At 48.6% G+C, this 13,320-nt stretch carries 8 protein-coding genes; 3 read left to right on the top strand and 5 right to left on the bottom strand.

What is annotated here, in order from left to right; translation table 11 throughout:
* Positions 1–50 precede the first annotated feature (50 nt).
* The 5 genes from MKY97_RS04325 to MKY97_RS04305 form a co-directional block, all read right to left on the bottom strand.
* Positions 51–1,649: a response regulator transcription factor gene (locus tag MKY97_RS04325; RefSeq protein ID WP_342554283.1), complete on the bottom strand. Its 1,599-nt coding sequence runs from the start codon at positions 1,647–1,649 to the stop codon at positions 51–53.
* An 11-nt stretch (positions 1,650–1,660) separates the two neighbouring features.
* Complete coding sequence (locus MKY97_RS04320; RefSeq protein ID WP_342554282.1) at positions 1,661–3,463, bottom strand: sensor histidine kinase; 1,803 nt, start codon at positions 3,461–3,463, stop codon at positions 1,661–1,663.
* An 82-nt stretch (positions 3,464–3,545) separates the two neighbouring features.
* The gene (locus MKY97_RS04315) at positions 3,546–4,253 is read right to left on the bottom strand and encodes a DNA alkylation repair protein (RefSeq protein ID WP_342554281.1); all 708 of its coding nucleotides are present in this window, start codon (positions 4,251–4,253) and stop codon (positions 3,546–3,548) included.
* A gap of 308 nt (positions 4,254–4,561) precedes the next feature.
* Positions 4,562–6,745 carry a 1,3-beta-galactosyl-N-acetylhexosamine phosphorylase gene (gene gnpA / locus MKY97_RS04310; protein ID WP_342554280.1) on the bottom strand — a complete coding sequence of 728 codons (2,184 nt, stop codon included), beginning with the start codon at positions 6,743–6,745 and terminating at the stop codon, positions 4,562–4,564.
* Entirely contained in the window at positions 6,742–7,770 is a 1,029-nt protein-coding gene (locus MKY97_RS04305) for a glycoside hydrolase family 88 protein (RefSeq protein ID WP_342554279.1), read from the bottom strand. The genes gnpA and MKY97_RS04305 overlap by 4 nt, the downstream gene beginning before the upstream one ends.
* 181 nt (positions 7,771–7,951) lie before the next feature.
* Between MKY97_RS04305 and MKY97_RS04300 the strand changes: the two genes are divergently transcribed.
* The 3 genes from MKY97_RS04300 (at position 7,952) to MKY97_RS04290 (ending at position 13,304) form a co-directional block, all read left to right on the top strand.
* Positions 7,952–8,920 (top strand): AraC family transcriptional regulator, encoded by a 969-nt coding sequence (locus MKY97_RS04300; protein ID WP_342554278.1) that lies wholly within the window; start codon positions 7,952–7,954, stop codon positions 8,918–8,920.
* A 137-nt stretch (positions 8,921–9,057) separates the two neighbouring features.
* Positions 9,058–12,189, top strand: coding sequence for an ATP-binding protein (locus tag MKY97_RS04295; RefSeq protein ID WP_342554277.1), 3,132 nt, complete (start codon positions 9,058–9,060; stop codon positions 12,187–12,189).
* Positions 12,186–13,304, top strand: coding sequence for a response regulator (locus MKY97_RS04290; RefSeq protein ID WP_342554276.1), 1,119 nt, complete (start codon positions 12,186–12,188; stop codon positions 13,302–13,304). The genes MKY97_RS04295 and MKY97_RS04290 overlap by 4 nt, the downstream gene beginning before the upstream one ends.
* The last annotated feature ends 16 nt before the right edge of the window (positions 13,305–13,320 follow it).

The raw sequence follows: 13,320 nt of genomic DNA, 5'->3' as shown, positions 1-13,320 counted from the left end.
TATAGGCCTCATCCCAATAATTCCAGATATGCAAAAAAACCTGCTCCCCTCTACGGAGAACAGGATGAAGAATCCGAAGTATACACCGCTTGTGCCCTTTTTCGATACTGTGCTGGCGTCTCTCCCCTGACTTTCTCGAAGCGGTTAATAAAATAATCGGAATCCCGATATCCGACCATTGCTGCAATCTCATACACCCTGTAATCGGTTCTACGCAGCAGCCGGGCAGCCTCTTCAATTCGGATCTGATTCAGGTAATCACTGAAACTTATCCCATAGTGCTTTTTGAAAATCTGTCCCAGATAGGCACTGTTCATGTAAAAATGCTCTCCGAGCAGTTTCAGGCTGATATTTTCCGTATAGTGCTCATGAATATAAGCTTCAACCCGGGCAAGTACCCCCATCGCATTCCATTTCTGCTGCTCTTTCAGCTTATCGGCACATTTGTATGAGAACTCGCATAGATTTTCGATATTTTCTTCCATGGACAGCATGGCATAGTTCTCCTGCAAAAATGTGGACTGCAACCATTCCTCATCCGGATTCCGCTGCGCATGATCACTGTTAACCAGGCCGAGCAGGGTGTACGCCAAATAATGAAGATGAATGCCCACAATGCCCGGCTCAATCCGCTGTTCCAGAAAAAATTGAAAAATAGCCTGCGCATGACTGTGTATATCCCCGATTCGCTGTTCCTCAATGGCTTGAATCAGTCCATCAAAGAGCTGCTTTTCCCGCCCTGCAGGCTGATTATTAAAAACAGTTGTATCCATATGCTCATAATAGTAGATCGGACCATATGCACTGAAAAAGCGCAAACTTTTGATCCTGCTGCAGGAATAGTAGGATTCATGCAGTTCCTCCAGCCTGCTTACCTCCTTGCCAGCATAGATCGCAACAGCCGCACTCTGTATGCCGCTCAGCTCCGCATAAAGCCGAGTAACGTATTGTTCCAAAGATAATGCCTCCTGCTTCAGCAGCAGGTCAGTGACTATATGCAGTATTCTATTTTTCTCGCCGGTAAAGGATTTCAGGACAGTTCCTGCATGATTCTGGTTCATACTCGCTTCCACGTGCAGACACCAGTCAGCCTGCTGCTCTCGTCCAGACTCCGTTTCAATCATCAAACATCGGAACTTCGCTGCATCCCCGTATTGAGTTCGCACATGGGCAAGAGTCTCCTCGTCAGCTGATCCAAGCAGGATCGACTGCACATGCTGGACCATAACAATCTGTTCCTGCTTTTCCTGATGTCTCTTTTCTTCCGTCCTCTCCAAAAAGGAGGCTCTGAATGCCTCCAGCACCTGCAGCAGCTCGTCTTTGACAATCGGTTTAAGTATATAATCGTTCACCTGATACTTAATCGCTTGTTTGGCGTACTCAAACTCATAGAATCCACTGAGCAGCACCATCTTCATCTCGCCGCCATACTGTTCATATATAATTTTGGCAAGCTGCATACCATCCATTTCCGGCATTTTAATGTCGGATATGACAAGGTCAGGCTGCACTTTCCGAATACATTCGAGTGCCTGCACCCCGTTTGAAGCCTGACCGCAAATCTGAAATCCAAGTGCGTTCCAATCGATCAGCAAAAGAAGTCCTTGGCGAATAAATGGCTCATCGTCCACAATCAGCACGTTGATCATATCCTCGCTCCTTATCCCTGAGATGCTTGTACAAGCGGAATCTGTATCCGAATTGTAGTCCCCTTGTACCTTTCACTGACAATGTCCACCTGCACACGTTCATCAAAATACATGCGAAGCCGAATATAAGCATTCATAACCCCGATACTGCTCAGCTCACTGAGCCGCTCCAGACTAGGATCAAGCATCATATTGCGAAGCACATCCAGCTTGTCCTCTTCCATGCCAACCCCGGTATCCTGAATCATGATATGCAGTTGGTCATTCTGTTTCTGAAACCTGACTTCCACGACACCATCATTCAAGCTTCCCTCGATGCCATGAATGCAAGCATTCTCTACAAATGTTAATACCGTCAGTTTTGGAATTTTCATCTCCAAAATGCCAGTATCTGCAGCGTCAATAACGAACTGCAGCTTCTCCCCAAAACGGTATTGCTGGATCACCAGATAACTCTCAACAAAGCGAATTTCATCCTGAATGCTGACAAGATCATTGCCCCAATTAATCGTCTGCCTCAGCAGCAGCGCGAGCTTCTGAATAATGTCCGAGGTTTCGTGTTCTTCCTTGATCAAACTGCGCATGCGGATCGTTTCAAGGGTGTTAAACATAAAGTGCGGATTGACCTGGCTCTGCAGCGCCTTTAATTCAGCTTGTTTCTTGGAGATTTCCAGCGCCTGCCGTTCGACCTGTCCTTTAAATACAATTTCAATCAGATTCCTGATTTTGATCACCATCATGTTGTAGCTGTGGGTCAGGCTTCCGATCTCATCCCTGCCAGCCGCTTCTGCGATTACTTCAAATTTCTCCTGTTTAACTTGATCCAGATGTTTGGCAATACGGCCTACTCGGTGAACAAGTGACCTGGAAATGAGCCAGATGAGCAGCGTTGGTACGAGCAGATTAACAATAATCAGCAGCATCAGATTAAATCTGGAATCAACGATCTCTGTGAGAAAATCCAGTTTCTCCCCGCGCACGATAATCTGCCAATTTTCCGATACGACAGGAATGGATACCACCGATTCTCCAGTATCCCTCTCCATGTCGGACATCAGGTAAAACGGCTTCCGTGCTTGATTCATCTGTGCGTCATTCGAGAAAATAATCCGGTCGTTTGAAACGATGTATATTTTCCCGCCAGCTCCTTCGTTTTTGAAGGACTTGTTGATGAAGGCATAATCGAGGTCTACCTTTAATACCTTCTCCACCTGCTGTTTTCCGAAATAATTCAGCTTGCGAATAATGCTGACCTTCCGCCCGCCTTGACTTTGCGACATCTCAGCCTGCTGCTTGTCAAAGTACGAATAGATCATCATCTGCTCATCCGTATTCATCAGCGCCTGATACCATTCACTCTTTCGGATCTCATCATTTAGCTTGATGAAATTACCGCCATTCACGAACGTATCATTGTCTACGTAGAAGGTTACCTGGTTCACCTGCTGGTAGCTGTAATAATAACGGACCAGATTGTTGCCGCTCAGCATATCATAATATGCAAAATAATAGTCTTCCTGATTGCGGTACTTGGATTCCATAAACCGGTTCATTGTGGCATCCGTGTATAAAAAATTGGATACGTACAAACTATTGTCCAGACTGTTCCGCAGATTAAAACGAATCCGCTGCTGCATTTCGTTAATCCGGCTCTGCTCTTTTGCTTCGATCTGTCCCTTGATACTTTGATAAAATACGGCATTCGTGGCTAGTACGGGTATCAGCACACAAAAAATAAACAATATGTACAGCTTCGTTCTAAGACTCCAATCATCCAGTAACTGAATACGCTTACACTCCATCCTGCGTTTCATGTCCGTTGTTGTCTCCCCCACCCGTGTCATCCATTAACACCATTATAACGAGCCATGGCGATAATGGAATACACGTTTCGGGTTAACATCTTACATATTTGCGCTTGAAACCAAGCTGATTACGATCCACTGCTTTTTGAATATTGTCGGAAGCACTTAACTGCTTGCTTTTCGGCTTGTCCAAGCCTACCTCAACCGGGCCCACTCTTTTGGCCGTTTGCACCGCCAGATCATGCAGCGGAACATAAGATATCGCGACATTGTAGATAAATAGATTCATCGCTATTTTGGCCCGTTCCGGAGCAGTGTGAATCGTTTGTGCTGCCTGCTCAAGCATCTGTTTAATTTTATCTTCCTCAAACTCGGTATCCTTGCGGCTGCCGAGCAGCCAGCAGTAACAGCTCCACCCGCCGGACATTCGCAGTTCCTCTCCACTGGCTATCCACTGATCCGCAACCTCTTGTGCAATATCTGTCTCTGCCAGAGTTACAGCGACCACATAATCGGACAGCATATAGAAATAAGCCGCATCCATCCAGCGATCAAAGTCGGCCTGGGTCATGGCTTTGGGGTCAGCTATAATGCCTGCAAAATACATGGCATCATAGTTGCCTGTTGCATACAGCTGCTCAGCCAGCGGCTGATTTTTCTTGATCTGCTTCGCCATCGGTTTCATTGCTCCTGTCGCAACACCAAACAGCGGTTCATGTGCACCATTAGACAAATAGATTTTTTTAGTACGTTCCTTGCCCAGAGCCTCCAGCTCCTGCATAACCTCGTTGATATTCATATGAGCAGCTCCTTGCTTTCCTAGTTTTTTCCTTCCTCTCCGTTAAAGTGTAAACTGAATCCGTTTAGTCTCATAGTTATTAAAAGCAGCTTTCGCTATACATAGCTTCAAGTTTTGACATAACTTTTCATTAGTCTAGCACATAAGGGCGTGTGTCCATACATGCAGCATATCATCCTTAAATCAAAATGTGTTGGCGCCACAAAAAGCCCAAAGGCCTATAACAAGCTGCAGACCTTGAGCTTTTTTGCGGCAAACTAATCATTTTCACGTCGATTCCATGAAGTACAACCTTGCCAATATTGATCTCACACCGATGCCTGCGCCCCAATTCGGGTGATAATCGTATCAAATGGAGCGATATGCAGCGTCTGCATACCGTGATCTGTTTCAATCGTGGTCGTCTGCGCTTCATCGCTGTTGTTGATGACAACCAGCTTGCCGCTCTCGGGATAATACGCACACTCGGTAACCATATTATCCGTAATATACTTGGTATTGTGCAGCTCATTACCGCCAAAGTGGACCAGATTCAGCAGCAGCCTGGCATTCGCCCAGTTGAACTCGAACGAGGACAGATAGATCCCATGCCCCTTACCAAACGCATGAACAGACAACGCAATATCTCCTCCTGTCTTCTGCAGTACCTCGGCCGTTCCATCCGTCAGATACAGCTGCGGATTGCCTGTCACTGCCGCACCTTCCGGTATAAGATCATGCCGATCCTGAACGTCATACGCCCATTTTCCATGCACCACACGCGCACCGGTGTCCTCATCAACCCCGAGCACATGAGCCATTCGGAAAAAGGTATCGTACCCTTCCACCGCAGACGGCTGGTTGATGCCAATGAACGTGCCTCCGTCGTGCACCCAACGGGTGAGCTGATCTACACATGCCGTGTCTCGCCATTGTTCTCCGCCACTCCACGCAGAACCCGCACGGCCCGCATTAATGACCACATCCACCTCACTGAGCACGCCCTGACGTATATCCTCAAAATCAATAAACCGAACGTTTACCGGCAGCCCGGATAATGCTTCATTCACATGAATGAGATCATGCATATAGGTCTCATGGAAATGTCCTGACAGCGTCCACGATCTCAACCTGCCCCAGCTGTGCAGTACAGCTACCCTGGTTTGAAGCTGAACGGGTTTACCTGCCTGATGCAGCTCCTTGATCTCCCTGAACTCGTCCGCGACCTTCTCGATATATTCCACGAAATCAGGATACGGCTCCACCAAATGCAGATATCCACCCAGTCCAATCCGGTCAATCTTCTCGCGCAGCAATGCACGCCGAATGTTGATCCAGTAGTTTTTGGCATCCAGCGTCGGATTTCCTCCCTCTTTAAAAGTTGGTAATCCGCCCAGACCCACAGGGAACAGGTACGGGTGAAGACGAATCTCGTGTGTGTCCACCTTGATCCCCGAGCACATTCTGACCTCATACCCGGAGAAAACACATTTGATCATGCCATCGAAGCCAAACTCTTCAAAACGATCGTTGTACGGCTCCATGCCTACCCAGCTGTCATCATAGAACACATAGGCAAGTTTGCCATGCTTATGTACGATATCAATCAGTTTTTGGCCGAATTCAATGACAAAATCGTTGATGAACGCCATCCAATCCAGCTTTCGCTGCCCCGCAGGCATATGGCTGACCTGATATTTGCCTCCATTCACAAAATCTTCAGCTGTGAGTAAATAGCCATATTTTTCGGCAAAAAGATCTAGCCCTTTTGAACTTACCGTGAAATCATATGAACCCCAGTCGGAGAACAGATGACGGTTCCGCTCATCACTACCCCATATCCAGGCAAAATTATAGAAAAGCGAGGTAAACCGGACAACCGTTGTTTCCGGATGCGCAGCGCACCACCGTTCCATCCAATCCAGCAGATACGTCTGTGTATCCGTATAAATGGGATCGATCTGCATCAGGTGTTCCTTGTCCCAGTTGTTGGTCGTGTGGTTATACATGGAGATTTCTTCCCATATACGATAAACCATGAAACTTACCGTGTATTTATGCCAGGCCGCAATGCCGGTTATGACCACGTGGCCGGATTCCCTTTCGTAATTCCACTGGCTTCTCGGCACTTCCTGTCCCGTCGTTCGGTCATATACCTGCCAATACTTTAACGCTTCCTTCGAATCGTTGACCTTGAATTGTTCGGCAAAAAAATCTTCCATCAGATAGAAGGAGATATAATCCTGCACGGCCACCTTCGGCTGTGTAATCAGAAAGCACTGCTGCAGCTTATCTTGGTTTCCCGACGCCCATTCATTATGATCCCGAATGATGCAGATGGTCGAATAAATGCCGTATCCGGCTTGAATAATCTCATCCGACAATCTCGTCCCGTCACTGTCACGAATCACATCGGCTCCCCATCGCTGGGCCAGCTCCAGCGTCAGCGCTTCATAACCGGATTCTCCCGGTAACGTGAAAGAGCCTTTGGTCGATTTCGGCAATGTGTTCACTCTCCTTGTCGCAGCAGATCGGATAGAAATGCCAGTGCCAGTCCCTGACCCCAACCTTGAATCCAATCCTTCGGAATGTTACGGTAACCGTCGCGGTCCTTCATTACAGCCGTTCCACCGGATACACCCAGCACACGCCCATCTTCGCTAATATGGTTCAAAATGCCGCTCAGCGCTTTTTGCACATATTTCGTATGCAGCGGATTGCCATTATTGATCATCGCAGCGGCAATGCCGCAGGATGCAGAGACTTCCTCATATGATTCCGGATCATCCAGTACGGTACGCCACAAGCCCTCTTCCGTCTGCAGCAGCTTGAGAGCCGCAAGCTGATCTCGCAGGGAACACTCAACGTCCATACACTGCGGATACAGATACCATTCTCTAAGCTGCGGTTTTACCTGCGACATCGTATAGGCTCCCCATGCATTCGCACGTCCCCAGTAAAAACCCGACATATGATCCTTGTTCACATTGTTATAGCCGTGGTACCACAGGCCTGTGCCGGGGTCCTGCAGGTATTTGATATGCCAGTAATACTGATTCAGGGCATCCTGAATCATCGCTTCATCCTTCAGCTTGCTGCCTACCCGGAGCAGGAAGAAGGCTGCCATAAACAGCGTATCCGCCCAAGCCTGTTCGGGAAAATCATTCGCGGTGGATACGGTATGCTGCAGCACCCGATCGCCGAAGCGGAGCGCATGATTTTGCAAATAATCCACCTTACTCATCACGATATCCCAATATTTCTGATTCCCGGTCTCTTCATATAACGTAATCAGCACATGCCCCATCGCACATGTATTCACCGTCCAGCTCGGAAGCCCCAGTTCAATATATTCATCTGCCCATTGTACCAGTCTGTCCAGAACCTCCTGATCACCTGTTGTTTGGTAGGCTCTCGATACACCGTAATAGGCCACACCGCAGGGCCAATCCCACATCAAATCCATATCCAGCGTTTTTCTCGTTACATGGTGAATCACATTTAGAAGCTGTTCCCGGTCATATTTCAACTGCAGCATTTTGTATTATTCCCCTCTCCTGCGCACACTCCTCCAATTGATCCCGAGAAGCGACTGTCCTGTGATGTAAACGCTTTACTTATTTCATTGTACGCAGTAAAATAGTCTGCATCTAAGCATATTCGTAACAAAACTGCGCAATTTCGATCATTTATAATCAGACGAATGGGAGCAGCCGGACATGCCCAAACCTAAGAAACCTGTCATTGAATACCGTCATTACAGCCTGCCCATCGATTTTCCCGTACTGCTGCTCAGCGGGGAACGCTGGAAAATATCCGATATCAAGAGTGAGCATCTGCATTTCCATAATCATATGGAGATCGGCATTTGTTACTCCGATGGAGGGGTGATGGAGATTAAAGGGGAATGCGTTCCATTCCGGGCAGGAGACGTGACATTTCTTCCCCGCTATCTGCCGCATACCACTTACAGTTCACCTAATAACGCAAGCAGGTGGGCTTATCTCTTTTTTTCACCAGAAGAGCTGTTCCAGCATGCTTTAAAGATGCCTCACGGTAATATGGAGCCGAATCTCCGGACCATTCGAGCAGACCGCTGTGTGCTGCATAAAGATCAATATCCGAAAGTCTATACGCTGGCATCTTCCATTGTGGAAGAAATACAGCAGCAGTCCCCTTTCTACCGGGAAAGCGCGTATGGGCTGTTAATGTCACTCTACATCGAGCTGCTGCGTATTCATGCCGGCGATGAGCTCGGCTCTAATCCGGAGAGGAAGCCAGAACAGGCACGGGAACAGGAGCTGCAGGGCCGTCAACCTGACCTCGTCATCTCACCTGCCCTGGAGTTCATTACGAGAAGTTACATGATGCCTGTGACGATTGACGAGCTTGCAGAGCTATGTCACCTGAGCACCACTCATTTCCGCCGTAAATTCCATGAGATTATGGGGACGACACCGCTTGATTTTCTTAACAGCACAAGGGTCGAAGAGGCCTGCAAACGATTAAAAAGTACCGATGCCTCCGTGCTGTCGATCTCCGAGCAGGTTGGCTTCCGCTCCATCTCCAGCTTTAACCGCTGTTTCGCCAGGTTAATGGGCGAGTCACCGAAAGCATGGCGAACAGGAACGCATGTGGAAGCCCCCTCCGCCAAAGCGTCTATATTGGCATTTACAGGCTGGGTTTGACCTCCGACATTCAATACAATAAACAAAAAATAAACAAAGAAAATTGTCGAAATTCAATTGCAGCCCCCAGGGATATCCGCTACAATGCCGATAGACTACTAGAGATGATTGGCGATCTCCCAAAGGAGCAGCTTAGCGTGTTATTACGAATTTTGAGTGCTGTGCTTACAGTGATGCTTGCTGCGGCGCTGCTGGTTCTGTCCACGATCAGAGAGCCGCAGGCTGCCGCACTCCATGCACGCCAGGGTATTCTCGATCTCGCAACCTGGAACCCGAAGCTGATGGATCGCATCAGGCTGGATGGGGAGTGGGAATTTTATTGGAAAAAGGCCCCCTTACCTCAAACGATAGATCAGAAACAGCATGATATCCACGTCACTCCCGATGCCTATGCCGAAGTTCCGGGTACTTGGGGCCCGGTTCAGATAGGGAACGAACGACTGCCTTCGTACGGCTTTGCTTCATATCGGCTTGTGCTGCGCAATACACCGATTGAGGGCACACTCGCCATCAAAAAAAGCAATATCCGTTTCGCCAGCGAAATTTACGTCAACGGCATCAAGCTGCTGCAGGACGGACAAGCCGTGGAAAAAACAGCCGGTTACAAGGCAGGTAATTCTCCACAAATCGGTTTTTTCCCTTATGATGGCGGCGATATTGAAATATTGGTCCGGGTGGCGAATTACGACTATCCTAACGCCGGCATTTCCGGACCGCTCTTTTTTGGCGAACAGGCGGCGATGCTCAAAAGCCATCAGAGCCACACAGCCATTGAACTGGCCGCAATGGCTGTTCTGGCTGTAATAGCCGTCATTTTTCTCGTCAGCTACTTGGGGTCGGCCTTGTATCGAAGCCGAGATGATTCTCTGCTGCTGCTCGGCCTAATCTGTCTACTGTATGCCCTGTATAATGGCATGATCAGTGAACGTGTTCTGACCGAAACAGGAATTCATTTTTCATTTAGTACGCTGTATAAATTAAAGGATTTTTGCTCTGTTGCCTGTCTTGGCCTGCTCATATTTTATTTCCACCGTTTCCGGGCAGGCATGATCTCCGCAGGAATAACCTCTACAGCGTTGTTTGTTTTTGGAGCATATATCTGCCTGCTCGCACTCTTTCCCATCTCCGTCTACGTGTTAACGGCACCTATTGTCATCGGGCTGTATACGTTAATTCTGCTATGGCTGCTTGTACAGTGTGCTGTGCGGTTTGTAATTAGCGAGAAGGGAGAACGACTATCCGGCTTTCTATGGTACGCAGCCATGCTCTGCATTACGCTGTACTGTCTGGACATTAACCTGTTCTCCGTTTCGCTTAAGGAAAACGTGAATATCGGACAGGTGTGCATCGTTCTGTTCAGTATCTTGATGCTCTTTCTCGTTGTGCTTCGATTCTTCGAGGCTTATCTTACCGTCCAATCCCTTAAGGACCAGCTTCTTTTACTCGATCAAGTGAAGGATGACTTTCTCTCCAATACTTCGCATGAATTAAAGACACCGCTCAATGCCATCGTCAATATTAGTGAAAGCCTGCTCAAAGGTTCGGAAGGCCGGTTAACAGAGGAACAAGCTCAAAATCTGGCGGTTGTAACAAGCAGCGGCAGAAGGCTGACATATCTGGTGGATGAACTGCTGGACTACTCCAAAATGAAACATGGAGATATTCCGCTGCACCGCTCGGCTGCCGATCTGTCCGCCTATGCTGAATCGGTGATGCGTATGCACTCATTCCTGCTGGGCACGAAAAACGTAGAGCTGATCAACAGTATCCCGGCGGATTTCCCGCTGATTTATGCGGACGGGAACCGACTCGTGCAGATCCTGCATAATCTGGTCGGTAATGCCGTCAAATTTACCGACCACGGTTCTGTTCGCATTAGTGCCTCGATTGTGCACGGCAAAGCTGAAGTGCGCGCTGCAGACACAGGCCGCGGCATCAGCCCGGACAAGCTGGAGCACATCTTCCTGCCATTCGAGCAGGAAGAGGGTACGGGACCCAGGGCTGCCGGGGGGACAGGGCTTGGTCTGAGCATTACCCGCAAGCTTGTTGAGCTGCACGGTGGAACGATTCACGCTGAATCGGTGCTTGGTCAAGGATCTGTGTTCGTTCTAACTTTCCCGCTTGCCGAAGCTAAAAAAGTGAAACGTTCCAACGTTCCACCTCTGAACCTGCCTCCGGCGGTTTCAGGTCATCGTGCACTGAGATACGAGGAACCTGTCATTATGCCGGGCCTAAAAAATGAATGGATTCTCGTCGTTGATGATGATGCAGCTAATCTGCAGACGATCATAAGTCTGCTGAAACTGGAAGGTTACAGTTATGCCGTCACTTCACAATCCGGCTCGGTATTGGGTCTGCTGGACCGGCTCCCTGCCGTTCATCTGATCATAGCGGATATCATGATGCCAGGCATGTCCGGTTACGAATTGCTTGATCGTATTCGGGAACGCTTCTCCCCTTCCGAACTGCCCGTGCTCATGCTGACCGCGGGCAATAAAGCCCATCAGTTAAAATTGGCACTTGAGAAGGGAGCTAATGATTTCGTAGCCAAACCCTTCGAATCGGAGGAACTACTGGCTAGAATCGGCGGCCTGACCCGAATGAAGACGTCTGTTCAGGCGGCACGAAATGCCGAGATTTCCTTTTTGCGATCCCAGATTAACCCGCACTTTCTGTATAACGCCTTGAATGCGATTGCCGAATTGTGTGTTGATGCACCGAATCAGGCGGAACAATTAATCCTGCAGCTGTCCAGTTATCTGCGGGGAAGCGTGCACTTCAAACATCTGGATTCCAAAACAAGTCTGGTCAACGAGCTCGAGATGATTGAAGCTTATGCAGCCATTGAACGCGCGCGATTCGGATCAAGGCTGGAGGTCATCATCGACGTGGACGCCGATGTAGACCGCAGCATGGACATTCCGCCGCTCATCCTGCAGCCGCTCATCGAGAATGCCATTCGGCATGGTCTGATGTCCCGTGTGGACGGCGGACGGGTGATGCTGTCTATTCGTAAGGTGAATGAAATGGAAATCAGATTTACCATTGAGGACAACGGCATCGGAATAACAAAGCAGCGAATGAAGGACATCCTGCAGGCTGCCGATGGCAGCACCGGTGTCGGTCTATGGAATATTTCCAGCAGGCTGAAGCTGCTGTATAACAGGGATATTCAGTTGGAAAGCCATGATGGTGAAGGAACACGTATTACGTTTGACCTTCCCATTCAGTACTACAGCAATAAGGGTAACGGGGGTTACAGTACATGATGAGAGTAATCATCGTAGACGATGAAGACCTGTCGCTCAAGCGGCTGAAGCGTATTTTGACTGAAAGTGGAAAAATAGAGGTGTGCGAAGTATTCCAGGACCCCGAGAAGGCTTGTGAATACGCTGCGAATAACAGCTTTGATGCTGCCTTTCTTGATATTACGATGCCGCGGATCTCAGGGATGCAGCTGATTGGCGAATTGCGCAGACATCATGCTTCCCTTCCGATCGTGCTTGTAACAGGATATGAAGAGTATGCCGTACAGGCTTTTGAAAAAGAGGTCATCGACTATGTGATCAAACCCGTGACCGCCGAGCGTGTAAGCCGCAGCATACAGCGTTTGCAGGAGCGGCTTCGCGACACCATCATCTTGTCAGAGCCCGTTTCCCCGCCCCCTCGCCTGACGGTGCGGCTGTTCGGTGAATTTATGGTGTTTGCCGGAGAGGATACGGGTAGTCCTATCAAACTGCGAACACCCAAAACGGAGGAACTGCTCGCATTCCTCTTATATGCCAAGTCGACAAGCCGCGATGCACTGGCCGATACGTTATGGAAAGACCTAAGTCCGCAGAAGGCGTGGACGAACATCAATTCAACGCTGTATTATGTTAGACGTGCGATTGGAGACAACACCGATATTCCCATTATCCTCAAAGATCGAAACGGGATTCGTGTAGATCGCAGCGTAATGGATTGTGATCTGTATGAGTTCGAAACCTTATGCCGTAAAATTCGTCAAACCTCAACCTATCAGCCTGAAATGTTTGAACGAATCGATACCCTTTATCGTGGAGAGCTTCTGAAAGGGCGGCACTATGAATGGGCTTTGGCGTGGTCAAGACAGCTGGAGATGGATTTTATTACAACGATGGAAACCGCCGCCCAGTATCATCTCCAGCAAAATCAACCGCTCCGTGCCCTGCACTATTTTGATCGGGTCCTGCAGATTGACTCTATTCGGGAAGATATTCACCGTGAAGTAATTCTTCTCTATCTTTCGCTGGGCCGGAGGGCGGAAGCCCAGTGGCAGTATCAGCTTCTGGAGGAACTGCTCCATGAGGAGCTTGGTTCGCACCCATCGCCTGATCTCAAGCAGCTGCTTCGGCAATCATAGCCTAAATAAAAACAGT

The sequence above is a fragment of the Paenibacillus sp. FSL R7-0652 genome, assembly GCF_038595045.1.
Taxonomy (GTDB): domain Bacteria; phylum Bacillota; class Bacilli; order Paenibacillales; family Paenibacillaceae; genus Paenibacillus.
The sequence above is the reverse complement of the archived record's forward strand: the minus strand, read 5'-3'. Positions and strand labels throughout refer to the sequence as shown.

Bases quoted from the DNA above. Each gene is read 5' to 3' on its own strand.
- MKY97_RS04325 (WP_342554283.1), bottom strand. From the start codon at position 1,649: ATGATCAACGTGCTGATTGTGGACGATGAGCCATTTATTCGCCAAGGA.
- MKY97_RS04290 (WP_342554276.1), top strand. From the start codon at position 12,186: ATGATGAGAGTAATCATCGTAGACGATGAAGACCTGTCGCTCAAGCGG.
- MKY97_RS04320 (WP_342554282.1), bottom strand. From the start codon at position 3,463: ATGAAACGCAGGATGGAGTGTAAGCGTATTCAGTTACTGGATGATTGG.
- MKY97_RS04315 (WP_342554281.1), bottom strand. From the start codon at position 4,253: ATGAATATCAACGAGGTTATGCAGGAGCTGGAGGCTCTGGGCAAGGAA.
- MKY97_RS04305 (WP_342554279.1), bottom strand. From the start codon at position 7,770: ATGCTGCAGTTGAAATATGACCGGGAACAGCTTCTAAATGTGATTCAC.
- MKY97_RS04300 (WP_342554278.1), top strand. From the start codon at position 7,952: ATGCCCAAACCTAAGAAACCTGTCATTGAATACCGTCATTACAGCCTG.